The sequence below is a fragment of the Comamonas testosteroni genome, from assembly GCF_014076415.1.
Classification (GTDB): domain Bacteria; phylum Pseudomonadota; class Gammaproteobacteria; order Burkholderiales; family Burkholderiaceae_C; genus Comamonas; species Comamonas testosteroni_F.
On sequence record NZ_CP043568.1, the window covers coordinates 2,708,348 to 2,723,685 of the forward strand.

Here is a 15,338-nt window from a genome sequence, read left to right on the forward strand (position 1 = left end):
GCGGCTTCAGGACGCTGCCGGCAGCTTGGCATTTTGCAGCGCATGTTCAATGAGCTTTTCCACGGCCCGGCTGCCCGGCGCGGTCGAATGCACCAGTGCAATGCCCACATGAAATCCGGGCGGGTTGTCCAGCAGGGACAGGCATTTCACGCCGCGTGGCTGAACGAGGTGCGATACGCCTGCGACCAGTCCCACGCCCAGGCCGGAAGCCACCAGGCTCATGATGGTCTGCACCTGCATGGCCTCCTGGGCGATGCGAGGGGTGAAGCCCGATTGCTGGCAGCGTAGCTTGGCCAGCGCGGCGAGGCTGGGTACCGTGTCCTGCGGATACATCACAAAAGGTTCGTGTGCTGCCTCGGATAGAGCGATGGCATCGCGCTGCGCCAGGGGGCTGCTGTCCGAGACGGCCAGCACGAACTCGTCCTGATCCAGCGGCGTGAGTTCAATGCCTTCGTCAAGCTCCAGCACAGGGTAGCGAAGCAGGCCGGCATCAAAGCGCCGGGTCGTCAGCCCTTCCAGGATTTCGGCACTGGTCGCCTCATAGAACTCCAGGCCCACCTTGGGGTAGCAGTCGCGAAACGAGGGGATCAGGCGCGGCAGCAGTTCGTAGGTGGCCGAGCCGACAAAGCCCAGCCGTATCAGACCGCCTACGCCTTCCCTGGTATCGCGCACAGCCTGGCGACATTGCTCGGCATGAAACAGGGTGGCGCGTGCGCTCTCCAGAATGGCCTTGCCGGCAGGCGTCAGCACGACGCCGGTGCTGGTGCGATCGAACAGGGCGCTGCCCAGCTCCTCTTCCAGCTTGCGAATCGAGATGGACAGCGGCGGCTGAGCCATATGCAACTGCTCTGCGGCTCGGTGGAAGTTGCCGGTTTCGGCCAGAGCGATGAACTGGTTCAGTTGCTTCAGGTTCATTGATATTCAATGGATATCAGAAATGAAATTTTTAATATTAGACATTAATTTTGCGTCTGCCTAAAGTGAGCTCACAAGAAAAGCACGGCAGCAATTCCGTATCAGGAGACAAACTTGAAGCAAGCACGCAGATACCTGCTGGCGGCCTTGCTGGGCTACGGCCTGCTCGGCGCCGGCATGCCCTCCATGGCTCAGGCCCAGGCCTTCCCTTCCAAGCCGATCAAGCTCATCGTGCCCTTTGGTCCGGGTAGCGGCACCGACACCTCGGCACGCTATTTCGGGCGCAAGCTTCAGGAACTCACCGGCCAGCCCGTGGTCGTCGAAAACAAGGCAGGAGCCAACGGCTTCATCGCCGTCAAGCAGGTGCTGTCTGCGCCCGCGGATGGCTATACCGTGTTCATCGGCAGCAATTCGACGCTGGCGGTCAATGCGGCGCTGTTCAGGCATCTGCCCTACGATCCGTTAACGGACTTTGCGCCGCTGACCATGATGATGCGCTCGCCGGCCATGCTGGCCGTCATGCCCCAAGCGGCCTACTCCGACCTGAAGGGCCTGATCAGCCATGCCAGGGCCAACCCGGGGAAGGTGAATTTCGGGGCCGGCTCGGCAGGCTATCAGCTTATGGGCGAGCTGCTCAACGACGCTGCCAGGATCGAAACCGTGCATGTCCCGTTCAAGGGCGCAGGGGAAACCACCACGGCTGTCGCTTCAGGGACGGTGGACTACACCTTCGCGGAGGTCACGGCAGTGCAGGAGCTGGCCCGGGGAGGGCGTGTCAAGATCCTGGCGGTGGCCTCCGACAAGCGGGTGAGCACCTCCCCTGAGATACCCACGGCCACGGAGGCCGGTCTGCCCGGATTCGAGGCCTACACCTGGGTGGGAGCCATGGTGAGTGCCAAGACACCAGCCGCCGAGACTGCCAGGCTCGCCGAGCTTTTCACCGCCATCTCGAAGATGGATGAAACCCGTGCCTTCTACGAGCGTCTGGGGGCCATTCCCATGACCGGCGGCCCGGCACAGATGCATGAATTCCAGAAGAACGAAATCGCGCTGTGGAAGCGCATCGTCGTCAAGGCCAAGGTTCCCCTGCAATGAAAGCCAATGACAGCCAGCCGGCACAGGCGCTGCAGCACATCAAGGTGCTCGATCTTTCGCGGGTATTGGCGGGCCCGTGGGCGGCACAGACCCTGGGCGACCTGGGCGCCGAGGTGATCAAGGTGGAAAGACCCGGCAGCGGTGACGACACCCGTGCCTGGGGCCCGCCCTATGTGGCCGACCCCGAAGGCCTGCCGACGGGGGAGTCTGCCTACTATATGTGCACCAACCGCAACAAGCAGTCGATTGCGGTGGACTTCACCCGCGGCGAAGGTCAGGAGATCGTGCGCCAGCTGGCCGCTCAATGCGATGTGCTGATCGAAAACTTCAAGACTGGCGGTCTGGCGCAGTACGGGCTTGACTATGCGAGCCTCAGTGCCCTGAATCCCCGCCTTGTCTACTGCTCGGTCACGGGCTTCGGCCAGGACGGTCCCTATGCACATCGTGCGGGCTACGACTTTCTGATCCAGGGCATGGGGGGGCTGATGAGCATTTCGGGCCATGCCGATGGCCAGCCCGGAGGCGGCCCCATGAAGGTCGGTGTGGCGCTGACCGACATCCTCACCGGACTTTACGCCAGCACGGCGATTCTGGCGGCCCTGCAGGCCCGCGAGCATACGGGGCGCGGCCAGCACATAGATCTGGCTTTGCTCGATGTCGGCGTGGCCTGTCTGGCCAACCAGAGCATGAACTATCTGTACGGGGACCAGGTGCCGCAGCGCATGGGCAACGCGCATCCGAACACGGTGCCCTATCAGGAATTCCCGACCGAAGACGGCCACATGATCCTGGCCGTGGGCAATGACGGTCAGTTTGCCCGTTTCTGCCAGGCGGCAGGCAGGAGCGAATGGGCCGAGGACGAGCGCTTCCGGAGCAATGCGGCGCGGCTGGCCCATAGAGCCGAACTTGTGGAAATGATCCGCCGTGTGACGCTCACGCGCAGCACCAGGGCCTGGGTGCTGCTGCTGGAGCAGCACGCCGTGCCATGCGGTCCCATCAACACGGTGCGTGAGGTGTTCGAGGATCCGCAGGTCAGGGCTCGCGGCATGCAGATCGCCATGACACACCCCAAGGCGGGCCAGGTGCCGCTGGTCGCCAGTCCCATCCGTTTGTCGGACACACCGGTGACGTACCGCCATGCACCGCCTCAGCTGGGCCAGCACACAAAAGAGCTGCTGGAGCGCCATCTGGGTCTGTCTGTCCAGCAGATGCAGGCCTATCACGACAGTGGAGTATTGGGATGAACAGCCAGGAGTCGTTAAAGCACGCGCTCATCGCGGGCCAGGACGAAGCCCAGGGGGCCTTGTCAGGGGTGCGGGTGCTGGACCTTTCCAGCGTGATTTTCGGCCCCATGGCCAGCCAGGTGCTGGCCGACTACGGCGCCGAGGTGATCAAGATCGAGCCGCCGGAGGGCGACTCCACGCGCCACACCGGCCCGGCGCTGGAGCCTGGCATGGCGGCAATGTTCATGGGCTCCAACCGCAGCAAGAAAAGTGTGGTGCTGGACCTGAAACAAGAGAAGGCGCAGGCCGCGCTGCATGCGCTGCTGCAGGGGGCCGATGTGCTCATGCACAGCATGCGCCCGCAAAAGCTGGCCAGGCTAGGACTCGATCCGGACAGCCTGCGCAAGCAATACCCGCGCCTTATCTATGTGGGCCTGCACGGTTTTGGCGAAGACGGCCCCTATGCCGGGCAGCCTGCATATGACGACGTAATCCAGGGCATGAGCGGCCTGGCCGATCTCATGCAGCGCCAGACGGGCGAGGCCCGCTATCTGCCCACGATTGCGGCTGACAAGACCTGTGCTCTGGTAGCCGCGCATGCGGTGTTGGCGGCGCTCTACCAGCGCGAGCGCAGGGGCGAGGGCAGTTATGTGGAAGTGCCCATGTACGAAACCATGGCGGGCTTCAACCTGGTGGAGCATTTCTACGGCATGCATTTCACCCCCGCGCAGAGTGGCGCGGGCTATCCGCGCGTGATGGCGCCCTGGCGCAAGCCTTACAGGACACTGGACGGCCATGTCTGCCTGATGCCTTACACCGATGCGCACTGGCGCCGTTTCTTTGCGGCCGTCGGTCAGCCCCAGCTGGCACAGGACCAGCGTTTTGCCACCCAGGCGATGCGCACCCGCCACATCGCCGAGCTGCTGGAGACGATGAGCGGCTACGTGGCGCAAAAGGACACCGCCTATTGGCTGGCCAGCTGCGAACAGCTGGAGATTCCAGCAGCACCGGTCACTCGCATGGACGATCTGCCCCATGACCCGCATTTGCAAGCCACCGGCTTTTTTGTCGAGAAGAAAGACGCCGCAATGGGGGTTGTGAAATTTCCGCGTTCGTCCGTGCGCATCAACGGTACCCAGCTCCCCATAGGCATGCCCCCGCGCCTGGGCGAGCACACACAGGAATTGCTGCGCGAGGCAGGCTGGGACGACGCGCGCATTGCGGCCTTGCAGTCGAAGGACTGCTGAACAAACAGCATCAAGCGGAGACAGAATGAGCGTGAGCAATTTGATTTCTTCTACTGAAAACCGGGCCGCGACGCTGGCAGACACGCCGCGCATGGGCCAGGGTTTTGTCTGGCAGGACCTGCGCGTAGGCCAGCAACTGCGCACCTTTCGCCGTACGGTGACCGAGACCGATCTGGTCAACTTCATCAACACCACGGGCATGCTCGAAGCGATCTTCATCGAAGACGGCTACGACGGCGGCGCCATTCAGGGCCGCCCGGTGCCGGGCGCACTCACCTATACCTTGATCGAAGGCTTCATCCTCCAAAGCATGATCCAGGGCACAGGCCTGGCCATGCTCGAGCTGCACCAGAAGATTCTGGCTCCTGTACTGGTGGGCGACACCATTGAGGCGCTGGTCGAGGTGATCGACATCAAGCCAACGAGCAAAGGCGGTCGCGCGGTAGTGAGCTCGCGGATCGAGGTCTACAACCAGCGTCGCCAGCAGGTGATGGTCTATACCGCCGTACGTCTGCTGGCCGGCCGTGGAGCTTAGGTCCGCGCTGCTGCGGATGCCGTTGCACCGGTGTGCACTTCTCTGCGCGCCGAGATGAGAAAACTACAGGAGACACAAGATGAGTTATCGATTTTCACGTCGGTCGTCGCTGCTCGCCGTTGCCGCGCTGGCCGCTGCCGCGCTGGCCGTTTGCGGTGCGGCGCAGGCGCAGGACAGCTGGCCCAGCAAGCCGATCACGCTGATCGTCCCTTTCCCGCCTGGCGGTCCGACGGACATGGTGGCACGGGTGCTGGCGCAGCAGGTCGGCCAGCAGCTGGGGCAGTCGGTCATCGTGGACAACCGGCCTGGTGCCAACGGCAATATCGGCAATGCGCTGGTGGCCAAGGCGCCTGCCGACGGCTACACCGTGCTCTACAACACCTCCTCGATTGCGCTTAGCTCGTCGCTCTACAAGAAGATGAGCTATGACGTGACCAGGGACCTGCGTCCCGTGGCCTTGACGGCGGTGGTGCCGCTGGGACTTGTCGTCAATCCCAAGGTACCTGCCAACACCGTGCAGGAGCTCGTGAAGTACGCGCAGGACCACAAAGGCAAGCTCTCCTACGGCTCGGCGGGCAACGGCAATGTCACGCATCTGGCGGCTTTTCAGGTGGTACAGCACTACAACATGGATGCAAGTCATGTGCCTTATAAAGGCAGCGCCCCTGCCGATGTGGACCTGGTGGCAGGCCAGATCGATTTCATGACCGACACCATCAATTCGGTGGCGCCTTTCATCAAGGACGGCAGGCTCCGGCTGCTGGCCGTCAGCACGGCCGGACGGATTCCCAATTTCCCCAATGCGCCTACGCTGGCCGAAAGCGGCATGACCGGGTTCGAGGCCGGAGCCTGGCAAGGCGTGATGGTGCCTGCCAAAACGCCCGATGCGATTGTGGAGCGCCTGAATGCCGAGCTGATGAAGGCACTCAGGAACCCCGGGGTGCTGGAGAAGCTGCGCGTGCAGGGCACCGAGCCGCTGGGATCCACGCCCAAGGCCTACGGCGAATACATCCAGAGCGAAATCAAGCGCTGGGCAGGTGTTGTCAAAAGCACAGGCGTGTCCCTGGACTGAGAGAAAGCAAGACTATGACCATTCTCGATGGACTGAGCCTGACAGGCATCCCGCCGGAGGGGGAGGCACTGCGCGCCGAGGTGCGTGCATTTCTGCAGGATGCGGTCAAAGACATTCCTGCGCATGTCCGTGCCAAATCCTGGAGCGGATATGACCCGGCCCTCAGCCGCAAACTCGGTGAAAAGGGCTGGATCGGCATGACCTTGCCCAAGGCTTATGGCGGAGGCGAGCGCAGCGCGTTCGCCCGCTATGTGCTGGTGGAAGAGTGTCTGAACTTCGGCGCGCCGGTAGGTTCGCACTGGATTGCCGACCGTCAGAGTGCGCCGCTGATCCTCAAATACGGCACGGAAGCGCAAAAGCAGTTCTACATTCCCAGAGTTTGCCGGGGCGAGGTGTTTTTCTGTATCGGCATGAGCGAGCCCAATGCAGGTTCGGATCTGGCAGGTGTGAGGACTAGAGCGGTTCCCAACGAGCGGGGTTTCTTGCTCAATGGCCAGAAGATCTGGACCACCAACGCGCATCACTGCCAGTACATGATTGCTCTTGTGCGGACTTCCGGCAGTGCCGAGGACCGTCACAAGGGCTTGTCGCAAGTCATCGTGGACCTGACATTGCCCGGTGTGATGGTGCGTCCCATCCAGGATCTATCGGGTGACAGCCATTTCTGCGAGGTTTTTTTCGAGAATGTGCAGCTGTCTGCCGATGCGCTGATCGGTGCCGAAGGTCAGGGCTGGGAACAGGTTACCGCAGAACTTGCTTTCGAGCGCAGCGGCCCGGAGCGCCTGTTCTCCAGCATCGTGCTGTTCGATCAATGGCTGCAGTATGCACGCACGCCGCAGGGACGCACCGAGTCGGGCATACGGCTTGCGGGAAAGGTGCTGACGCAACTGGCACCGCTGCGCGCGATGTCGGTATCCGTGCAGCAGAAGCTGACCCAGGGAGCAAGTCCTGTTGTCGAAGCTGCGCTGGTCAAGGAGCTGGGCACGACACTGGAGCAGATGATCCCGGCGGCGATTGCCGAGGAGCTGTTTGCCCGGCCGGTCGAGGATGTGCCGGTGGAGCTGTTGCTGACGCTCAAGTACGTCACCGAAGCTTCTCCCTCGTTTTCCTTGCGCGGTGGCACGCGTGACATTCTGCGCGGCATGATCGCCCGCGGCCTGGGTTTGCGCTGATCGGAGACAAGTTCATGAGCAATAACGATTTGTTTGCAGATGCTGCGCGCAGGGTGCTGGCAGACTGGTGCACCCCTCAGGTGATTCGCGAGATCGAGAGCACTGGCAGCCGCTCAGCGGCCGTTGCCCGGCTATGGCAGCAGCTGGAGGAAACCGGCTTGGCCGATGCCTTGCTTGCCGAAGAAGAGGGCGGTGCCGGTCTGGGCCTGGGCGAGATATTTGGCGTGCTGGAGCAATGTGGAGCCCACGCCCTGCCTCTGCCTCTGGGAGAGACCATGCTGGCACGGGCTATGCTGGCGCAGGCGGATATGGCCTGCCCGGCTGGCAGCATTGCGCTGGCGCAGGGAGCGGTGCAGGTCGATGGCGGTGTGCATTGCGCGCTGGTGCGAGGCGGGCAAGTCGCGGACTCGGTGCTGGTTCAAGTGCAAGCAGAAGCCGGGGTCTGGCATCTGCTGAGTGTGTCTCAGGCTGGGCTTGCGCCGCACGCTCTGGTGCTTGACGCGTCGTTGACCTGGGCGCCGGAGCAGTTGCGGGCCGCAGGCGTCATCCGGCCCGGGTCGCAATTCGATGCCCGGAGCCTGCAGGCCGCCGTGGTGGCTGTGCAGATGGCGGGGGCCATGCGCGACGTGTTCCAGCGTAGCTTGCAATATGCGAACGAGCGTCAGCAGTTTGGGTGTGCTATCGGGAAGTTCCAGGCGATCCAGCATCAGCTGGCAGTCATGAGCGAGCATGTTTTTGCCGCCCGCATGGCGGCTCAGCTCGGTTGCAGCGGTGACGGCATCGTGCCTGACAGATTGCGTGTAGCCGTTGCCAAGGCTCGCTGCAGCGAGGCGGCTTTGGTTGTCACGGAGCTTGCGCATGCAATTCATGGCGCGATCGGCTTCACCGAGGAATATGACCTGCAGCTGTTTACCCGCAGATTGCACGCATGGCGGCTGACGGCCGGCAGCGAAGCCTATTGGCAGGCATTGGCAGGGCAGGCCCTGATGTCGCACGAGGGCATGACACTGGATCTGATTCGACGGATCACCGATGTCGAGGCCCTGGCTTGAAGCAGCTCAACAACTACGGAGATCTGGAGCATGGCATTTCTGAACATTGAACGCAATGGCGGTATCTTGACCGTCACCATGAATCAGCCTGAGACACGCAATGCGCTGACCGGCAATACGGCGGTGGCGGAATTCGTGCAGCTCTGCGCAGATGTGCGCCTGGACGCCAGCGTGAAGGTGCTGATCCTGACCGGCGCCGGCTCTATCTTCAGCTCCGGCGGCAATGTCAAGGACATGAGGCGCTATTTCGATGACGCACTCACTCCCGACATGATTCGCGAGGAATACCGTCAGGGAATTCAGCAAATTCCGAATGCCCTCTACCAGCTGGATGTTCCCGTGATCTGTGCCGTCAACGGCCCGGCCATCGGCGCGGGTCTGGATTTGAGCTGCATGTGCGATATCCGGATTGCGTCGGAGAATGCCACTTTTGCGGAGAGCTTTGTTCGTGTGGGCATTGTTCCCGGTGATGGCGGGGCCTGGTTGCTGCCGCGCGTGGTGGGGATGTCCAAGGCCAGCGAAATGGCTTTCACGGGAGAGGCGATCAGCGCTGCCCAGGCCTTGGCCTGCGGTCTCGTGAGTCAGGTGGTGCCTGCGGATGAGCTGCTGCCGGCCGCCAGGGTATTGGCGCTCAAGATTGCTGCCAATCCAGGCGGGGTGATGCGCATGACCAAGCGTCTGCTGCGCGAGGGCCAGAACGCCACGCTGGCCTCGCTGCTGGAAATATCGGCCGGCTATCAGGCGATTGCCCATAAAACGGCAGATCATCGTGAAGCTGTGACGGCCTTTATCGAGAAACGGGCACCCCGTTTCTCGTGAGTCAGCAGGCTCTCCTGAGCGGCTCGAGCAGCAGACATATCCAAGGGTGCATTTCGCGCCTTTGGGTCATTTGGCGAGGCTGTGATCCAAGGCTGGCGGCGTTCAGGTGTCAAGTCGCTCCATGTAGTGGTGCAAACCCTTGATAATGCTCATTACATTGTGTTGCGATTTGCGCTAAGCGAGTGACGCGGCAAGCGGCTTTGCGGATTGGCCCATTTCATGTATCGGAGTGGCCGCTTTGCCGGCTATTTACTTTGATATGGAATGGATGAAGCGATGAGATTGACCAAGCTGAACATTGGTGCCCGACTGGGCCTGGGGTTCGCAGTGGTGTTGGCATTTGCCGTGGCGATCACGGTTATCGGCATCTGGCAGTTGCACTCGGTGGGCAAGGCCACGCAGCAGATGATGCAGGAGCCGTTGACCAAGGAGCGCTTGATCAGCGACTGGAACAGCAATGTCAGCGTGGCCGTGGCACGCACCACGGCCATCGCCAAGAGCAGCGACGCAAGTCTGGTGCAGTTTCTGGCGGCGGATGCGGCTGCTACCACCAAGAGCACGGCCAATGTGCTCAAGCAGATAGAGCCCCTGATCTCCGAGCCTGCGGAGCGCGAGATCCTGGACAGGATCATGCAGGTGCGCAAGACCTATCTTGCCAGCCGCGACAAGGTCAGTCAGCTCAAGGCCGACGGCATGGCCGAAGAGGCTGAGTCCACGCTGATCAACAGCTATGTGCCGGCCGCACAGGGCTATCTGAAGCTGCTCGCAGAGCTGCTGAACCTGCAGCGCGCCAGCCTCGACGCCAAGGCGGCAGAGGTGGAGCAGATCGAAAGCAGCAGCAAGACATATTTCCTGGTCCTGGCCTTGTTGGCCCTGGCCATCGGCACCGTCAGCGCCTGGCGTCTGACGCAAGGCATCACCGCTCCGCTCAAGCATGCGGTCGGCGTGGCCCGTCGCGTGGCCGATGGTGACCTGACGGCCCAGATCCAGGTGAACAGCAGCGATGAAACCGGGCAGCTCATGCAGGCCTTGCACGATATGAACACCAGCCTGGATAGGCTGGTGGGGCAGGTGCGTCAGGGCACGGACAGCATTGCCACGGCATCCGGCCAGATTGCGGCGGGCAACCATGACCTGTCTGCGCGCACGGAAGAGCAGGCCAGTTCCTTGCAGCAGACGGCTGCATCCATGGAGCAGCTGACTTCTACCGTCAAGCAAAATGCCGATAACGCCGGTCAGGCCAATCGGCTGGCGCTGTCGGCCTCTGATGTGGCCGTCAAGGGCGGCATGGTGGTGTCACAGGTGGTGGAAACCATGGGGGCCATCAGCCAGTCTTCGCGCAAGATTTCCGACATCATCGGCGTGATCGACAGCATTGCCTTTCAGACCAATATCCTGGCGCTGAACGCCGCCGTGGAAGCGGCCCGTGCCGGCGAGCAAGGCCGTGGCTTTGCCGTCGTGGCATCGGAAGTGCGCTCCCTGGCCGGTCGCAGCGCTGAAGCGGCCAAGGAAATCAAGCAGCTGATTCAGGCTTCGGTCACCAAGGTGGAGGAGGGCAGCGCGCAGGTCAGTCAGGCTGGCCAGACCATGGATGAAATCGTCAGCAGCGTGCAGCGCGTGACGGACATCATGGGCGAGATCACTGCCGCCAGCCATGAGCAGACCAGCGGCATCGAGCAGATCAACCGTGCGGTGGCCGAGATGGATCTGGTGACCCAGCAGAATGCCGCCCTCGTGGAAGAGTCCACCGCTGCAGCCCAATCCATGCAGCAGCAGACCAGTGATCTGTCACGGATGGTCAGCGTCTTCCGGCTCAAGAGCGTCTGATTCCGTGACGCTGCCGCAGTCCAGGCTGAAAGGCCTGCTGCGGGCGCTTCTGCTTTGATGATCTCCGAGGCATGAAATATGGTGCGGAGCACTTCCGCCATATTTCGTCCGATTGGCTGCTTGTCTTCTTTGCAGTGGGCTAGGACTCGATGCCGAGATCGGGTTGTCAGCTGCTTGCCCGTCTTAGCGATTGCGTACCTGGGTCAGCAATTGCTTGCAGTTCACATCGTCTTCTGCCGCAGGCACGGTCAGCGGCACCAGTGCCAGTGCTGCTGGTGCAAAAACTGCTGCAGCTACTGCAGCCCCGGCACGGGCTGCCAAGGGGCCAGGCGCCAGGCCCACATCGGGCTTGGCGAAGCTGCCACGCACATACAGCGGCGTGCGCAGCGAGAAGAACTTCCACTTCAGCGATTCGGGGACGATGCGCAGATCGAGCTGCTCCTGTGCCAGATTGATCTCGCCCGCAGCTTCAACAACGGCTTCAGCCGTGGCCAGCTTGGCCATGCGCGGGCGGGCAATGCCTTGTTGCACATTGAGGTCGGCCACGGCACAGCGCAGTTGCACTTCCTTGTCGCTGCCAAACAGCTTGGCGATGACGATGGAGCCGACGTTCAGGCCTGCCAGGTCCAGCAGTTGCGCGCTGAAAGTGCCATCGCGCACATACAGGCGCAGCGAGCCGTTGCCTGTGCCCAGCCACTGTGCCAGTGACTCGCCTTGCCCGGTGAGGGCGACTGCGCCATCGAGCTGGCCCAGGCTTTTCTTCATCTTTTCGATCTTGGGAAACAGCGCGGAGAGCTTGAGCGACTGCACCTGTCCATTGAGGTTGGCAGCTACCGGCTTGGCATGGCTGTCCACGTGGGCGTCGATATTCAGCGTACCTTCGGCGAGGCCGAACTTCAGCGGCGACAGAGTGAGCTTGCCGTTGTCCAGCAGCGCATGCACGCTGAGGTTTTGCAGGGGCAGAGCTTCGGGCCGCAGGATATGGCTGCTTTCATAGCGCAGATCGAGATCCATCTTGTCCCAGTTCTCGGTCTGGAACCGGACCTGAGGCAGTACCTTGCCATTGACGGGCTGGGGCTTGTCGGGGCTGCCGGACGGGACTGCGCCGATGACCGGACCCAGATCCACCAGTCGCAGTTGTTTGGAGCTCAACTGCGCTGTCAGCTTGGGCCTAGGCTGGGCCGAGCGGTACTGGAGATCGCCGCTCAGATCGCTCTGTCCCAGCCTGCCCTGAAATTTTTCGTACTGCCAGACGGCCTTGCCTGGCTGAAGGCTGCCGATCAGGTGGCCGCTGGTCTCGAACGGGGGCGTGGCGGGCAGCAGCAGGCCGGTGAGCTCAAACAGGTCGGCCATGCTCTTGCCGAGAACCTTCACTTGAAAGTCCAGTCCGTCCAAGGTCTTGGGGTTGTCGAGAAACCCCTCAGCGAAGGCTTGCAGGCTACCGACCTTGGCCGAGATGCGCAGTGGAAAGCGCAGCCTGTCCTGGCGCAGATCAAGTACCTGCCCGGCCAGACCCTGGCCCTGAATCTGCGCGCGGGTCTTGCCCTGATGCAGATAGCCAGTGAGGCCGTAGCGCATGCCATAAGGCTGGTCAGCGCTGACCGGCCTGCGCAGCGTGTCGATACGGGCGCGCACGGCCATGTTCCTGATGGCGTCGGACCAACCCAGCACACCATCGCTGATGCGCAACTGGCCTATGTCAAAGCTCCACTTGGGGCCGCTGCTGGTGGGTTTGTCAAACGTCCAGTTGTTCTCGCCCTTGTCATTGCGGGCCAGCACCATATCCGGAGCCTGCAGCAGCAAGGAGTCGAGCTGCACATGGCGGGCCAATAGCGGCCAAAGGCGCAGGCTGGCCGTGGCATTCGCAGCGGTGATCATGGTGCGGGCATTGCGCTCGGGCGGTTGCCGGCCAGCATCGGCTATGGCGTCGTCGTCATCTGCGGCCGTTTTTTTCTCGTTCGCTGTCTGGCCTTGTCCGGGCAGGCGACCGGTGTTGAGTTCCTTGGGCGTCGCAGGCAATACCGGCTGCTTGTCATCGGCTTTTTCAGGCGCCTGTTGAACCAGCCAGCCCTGGGGCTGCGAAAGTGTCAGATCGCTGGCGCGCACCACCACGCCGGGCACCCAGTGGCGCCAGCCCGTATCGAGAGGCTGTGGCCAGGTCCACTGCAGCTGCAGATCGCCATTGATGGCGAATTCGCGGCCCGTGGAAGTGCTGACTTTTTCATTGATCCATGGCCTGAGCCTGTTCCAGTCCATGAAGGCAATCAGCAGTGCCGCCGCCAGAATCAAAGCCAGCAGCAGCGCCATCGCAAGGGCTGCCCAGCGCAGCCAGTGACGTGTCAGGCGCGAATGTGCAGGAGCGGATTCAGGGGCTGAAGTGCTGGTGGTATCGACCATGGCTGTTGCATCCTTTTTGTCGCATGCTATTACGCATAGGTGAAATGCCTCGTCATCCAATTGCCTGATGCATGTCCGCATGTGATCAGCTCGGACGTCGCCGCCATCGCGTAGCCCGTGCGCTGACAAGCGCAGCTGTGCAGCAGCGCTCCGGCATCGTGCAGCGCACGCCAGCTCAGGCGTTCGGCTGCCACGTCTTCCGCCACATTGTCCGGCAGCATGAAGGCAAGTGCCTGGCCGCTTGCCACCAGGCGCCGGGCCATGGGGATGCTGCTGGTTTGCACCAGCGGTAGGGCCTGGCTCAGCGCACCATCGCCCAGGCGCTCCAGCATGCTGCGCAACTCCATGTCGGCAGACATCATGATCAGTGGATAGACCAGGCAGTCACGCAGACGCAGCAGTTGCATGCGCAGAGGGTGATACGGAGCCATCACCACTCCCAGGGGCTGGGCCCAGGAGCGCATTTGTTGAAACCCGTGGCACCAGTAGCCTCTTCGCTGTTTGCGCTTGTCGCCCGCCCGGGTCTTGCTGCAGGCAGTGCGGACGATCTCATTGAACTTGCGCGTGCCTGGCCACGCTGCCCCAAACGCCAAGTCTTTCGGAGACACCGGCCCATCTGGAGGTCGAGGCCTGGCAAGGCCTGCTGGCTCCCGCTCATACGGATGTCCGTATCGTCAGGCGTCTGGCCGATGAAATCGCGGTCTTGCAAGCGGATCTCGAGATGGCCAGAAAACTGATGGAAGCCGGCTTCAAGCCCATGCGAATGGGGCATCCCCAGTTCCTGGTCTATCTGGAGCAGGAGAAAAGAGTTTTGGAGAACACCATTCGCAAAGCGAATATCCGAACGGATTAGCCGGCGCGAAGTCGCATCACTGTCTGGCCAGGGCACAGGCGATCGCTGATCGGGCTGCAGTTGCGCGGAGCATCCATGACGCCCCGAGTTCCAGGAATCAGGTCAGCCACTAAAATTCCGCGCCATGCATAACTCCTACGATCCCAAGGTTCTACCCATACGCGATGGCGTCAGCCCCAGCTGTGTGGTGTTGCCATCGCAGGGCGGGGGCCTGCTGATCGACTTCTTGTGCGAACGCCTGCCCGCTGTCGGGCGCGCAGACTGGCTGCGCCGTATGGCGGCCGGTCAAGTGGTCAGCGAAACCGGAGAGATGGCTGGTCCGGACGCCACATTCATGCCGGGCCTGCGCTACTACTACTACCGCGAGCTGCAGGCCGAGCCGCCCATTCCCTTCGAGGCCGAGGTCATCCATCGCGACGCGCATCTGCTCGTCGCCGACAAGCCGCATTTCCTACCCGTGGTGCCGGCCGGAAGGTACCTGCAGCAGACGCTGCTGGTGCGGCTCAAGCGCGAGTTCGACCTGCCCGAGCTGTCGCCCATTCACCGCATAGACCGCGATACGGCGGGGCTGGTGGTGTTCTCGGTGCAGCGCGCCACGCGCGGCATCTACCAGGCGCTGTTCCGCGACCGCGCCATCCACAAGACCTACGAGGCCGTCGCGCCCTGGCGCGAGGACGTGGTTTTCCCGCGCACGCATGAAAGCCGCATGGAGGAAAGCGGCCATTTCTTTCGCATGCACGAGGTGGCCGGCGCGCCCAACACCCGCACCCGCATGCAGGTGCTGGAGCAGTACGGCCCCTGGGCACGCTACCGGCTGGAGCCCGAAAGCGGCAAGCGCCACCAGCTGCGCGTGCACATGGCCGCCCTGGGCCTGCCGCTGTGGGGCGACGGCTTCTATCCCGAAGTGCATGACATGCCCGAGGGCGACTACTCGCGCCCGCTGCAGCTGCTGGCGCGCAGCCTGGCCTTCACCGATCCTCTGGACGGCCAGTCGCGGCGCTTTGACAGCCGCCGCCAGCTGCTGCCGCTGATCGACCTGTAGAGGCTTTTCCACTGCCGGAAACCGTTGGTTTTTTGCCCATGGCCCCGCCATGGGATAGGCCAGTTGCGGACATTTAACGGACAACTTTG

At 62.5% G+C, this 15,338-nt stretch carries 14 protein-coding genes; 11 read left to right on the forward strand and 3 right to left on the reverse strand.

The features are described 5' to 3' along the window. Positions 1-6: 6 nt before the first annotated feature. Positions 7-915, reverse strand: coding sequence for a LysR substrate-binding domain-containing protein (locus F0P97_RS12300; RefSeq protein ID WP_182286940.1), 909 nt, complete (start codon positions 913-915; stop codon positions 7-9). A gap of 114 nt (positions 916-1,029) precedes the next feature. Here F0P97_RS12300 and F0P97_RS12305 point away from each other — a divergent pair, with 114 nt between their 5' ends. From F0P97_RS12305 to F0P97_RS12345, 9 genes are all read left to right on the forward strand, one after another. Beyond that, positions 1,030-2,010 carry a Bug family tripartite tricarboxylate transporter substrate binding protein gene (locus F0P97_RS12305; protein WP_182286941.1) on the forward strand — a complete coding sequence of 327 codons (981 nt, stop codon included), beginning with the start codon at positions 1,030-1,032 and terminating at the stop codon, positions 2,008-2,010. Beyond that, the gene (locus F0P97_RS12310; protein ID WP_182286942.1) at positions 2,007-3,254 is read left to right on the forward strand and encodes a CaiB/BaiF CoA transferase family protein; all 1,248 of its coding nucleotides are present in this window, start codon (positions 2,007-2,009) and stop codon (positions 3,252-3,254) included. Before F0P97_RS12305 ends, F0P97_RS12310 begins: the two co-directional genes overlap by 4 nt. Then, a complete protein-coding gene (locus F0P97_RS12315) occupies positions 3,251-4,480 on the forward strand; it encodes a CaiB/BaiF CoA transferase family protein (protein ID WP_182286943.1) in 1,230 nt (409 codons plus the stop codon). The genes F0P97_RS12310 and F0P97_RS12315 overlap by 4 nt, the downstream gene beginning before the upstream one ends. A 25-nt stretch (positions 4,481-4,505) precedes the next feature. Beyond that, positions 4,506-5,015 carry a MaoC family dehydratase gene (locus tag F0P97_RS12320; RefSeq protein WP_182286944.1) on the forward strand — a complete coding sequence of 170 codons (510 nt, stop codon included), beginning with the start codon at positions 4,506-4,508 and terminating at the stop codon, positions 5,013-5,015. A gap of 79 nt (positions 5,016-5,094) precedes the next feature. Continuing rightward, the gene (locus F0P97_RS12325; protein ID WP_182286945.1) at positions 5,095-6,087 is read left to right on the forward strand and encodes a Bug family tripartite tricarboxylate transporter substrate binding protein; all 993 of its coding nucleotides are present in this window, start codon (positions 5,095-5,097) and stop codon (positions 6,085-6,087) included. Positions 6,088-6,101: 14 nt separating this feature from the next. Then, positions 6,102-7,259 (forward strand): acyl-CoA dehydrogenase family protein, encoded by a 1,158-nt coding sequence (locus tag F0P97_RS12330; RefSeq protein ID WP_182286946.1) that lies wholly within the window; start codon positions 6,102-6,104, stop codon positions 7,257-7,259. 14 nt (positions 7,260-7,273) lie between these two features. Continuing rightward, complete coding sequence (locus F0P97_RS12335) at positions 7,274-8,311, forward strand: acyl-CoA dehydrogenase family protein (RefSeq protein ID WP_182286947.1); 1,038 nt, start codon at positions 7,274-7,276, stop codon at positions 8,309-8,311. Positions 8,312-8,341: 30 nt separating this feature from the next. Further along, on the forward strand, positions 8,342-9,130 hold the full coding sequence (locus F0P97_RS12340) for a crotonase/enoyl-CoA hydratase family protein (RefSeq protein WP_182286948.1): 789 nt from the start codon (positions 8,342-8,344) through the stop codon (positions 9,128-9,130). Between the two features lie 276 nt (positions 9,131-9,406). After that, positions 9,407-10,957: a methyl-accepting chemotaxis protein gene (locus tag F0P97_RS12345; protein WP_182286949.1), complete on the forward strand. Its 1,551-nt coding sequence runs from the start codon at positions 9,407-9,409 to the stop codon at positions 10,955-10,957. Between the two features lie 183 nt (positions 10,958-11,140). Here F0P97_RS12345 and F0P97_RS12350 read toward each other — a convergent pair whose 3' ends face one another. Next, positions 11,141-13,354: an AsmA family protein gene (locus F0P97_RS12350; protein ID WP_182286950.1), complete on the reverse strand. Its 2,214-nt coding sequence runs from the start codon at positions 13,352-13,354 to the stop codon at positions 11,141-11,143. 29 nt (positions 13,355-13,383) lie between these two features. After that, positions 13,384-13,818, reverse strand: coding sequence for a LysR substrate-binding domain-containing protein (locus tag F0P97_RS12355; protein ID WP_232538224.1), 435 nt, complete (start codon positions 13,816-13,818; stop codon positions 13,384-13,386). Positions 13,819-14,075: 257 nt separating this feature from the next. Here F0P97_RS12355 and F0P97_RS28045 point away from each other — a divergent pair, with 257 nt between their 5' ends. Then, complete coding sequence (locus F0P97_RS28045) at positions 14,076-14,207, forward strand: hypothetical protein (protein WP_371878534.1); 132 nt, start codon at positions 14,076-14,078, stop codon at positions 14,205-14,207. A gap of 124 nt (positions 14,208-14,331) precedes the next feature. Next, entirely contained in the window at positions 14,332-15,249 is a 918-nt protein-coding gene (locus F0P97_RS12365; RefSeq protein ID WP_182286951.1) for a pseudouridine synthase, read from the forward strand. The last annotated feature ends 89 nt before the right edge of the window (positions 15,250-15,338 follow it).

Excerpts from the sequence above, each read along its gene's own strand:
- F0P97_RS12300 (WP_182286940.1), bottom strand. The coding sequence starts at position 915 with ATGAACCTGAAGCAACTGAACCAGTTCATCGCTCTGGCCGAAACCGGC.
- F0P97_RS12330 (WP_182286946.1), top strand. The coding sequence starts at position 6,102 with ATGACCATTCTCGATGGACTGAGCCTGACAGGCATCCCGCCGGAGGGG.
- F0P97_RS12310 (WP_182286942.1), top strand. The coding sequence starts at position 2,007 with ATGAAAGCCAATGACAGCCAGCCGGCACAGGCGCTGCAGCACATCAAG.
- F0P97_RS12320 (WP_182286944.1), top strand. The coding sequence starts at position 4,506 with ATGAGCGTGAGCAATTTGATTTCTTCTACTGAAAACCGGGCCGCGACG.
- F0P97_RS12345 (WP_182286949.1), top strand. The coding sequence starts at position 9,407 with ATGAGATTGACCAAGCTGAACATTGGTGCCCGACTGGGCCTGGGGTTC.
- F0P97_RS28045 (WP_371878534.1), top strand. The coding sequence starts at position 14,076 with ATGGCCAGAAAACTGATGGAAGCCGGCTTCAAGCCCATGCGAATGGGG.
- F0P97_RS12355 (WP_232538224.1), bottom strand. The coding sequence starts at position 13,818 with ATGCGCTCCTGGGCCCAGCCCCTGGGAGTGGTGATGGCTCCGTATCAC.
- F0P97_RS12315 (WP_182286943.1), top strand. The coding sequence starts at position 3,251 with ATGAACAGCCAGGAGTCGTTAAAGCACGCGCTCATCGCGGGCCAGGAC.
- F0P97_RS12365 (WP_182286951.1), top strand. The coding sequence starts at position 14,332 with ATGCATAACTCCTACGATCCCAAGGTTCTACCCATACGCGATGGCGTC.
- F0P97_RS12335 (WP_182286947.1), top strand. The coding sequence starts at position 7,274 with ATGAGCAATAACGATTTGTTTGCAGATGCTGCGCGCAGGGTGCTGGCA.
- F0P97_RS12340 (WP_182286948.1), top strand. The coding sequence starts at position 8,342 with ATGGCATTTCTGAACATTGAACGCAATGGCGGTATCTTGACCGTCACC.
- F0P97_RS12350 (WP_182286950.1), bottom strand. The coding sequence starts at position 13,354 with ATGGTCGATACCACCAGCACTTCAGCCCCTGAATCCGCTCCTGCACAT.
- F0P97_RS12325 (WP_182286945.1), top strand. The coding sequence starts at position 5,095 with ATGAGTTATCGATTTTCACGTCGGTCGTCGCTGCTCGCCGTTGCCGCG.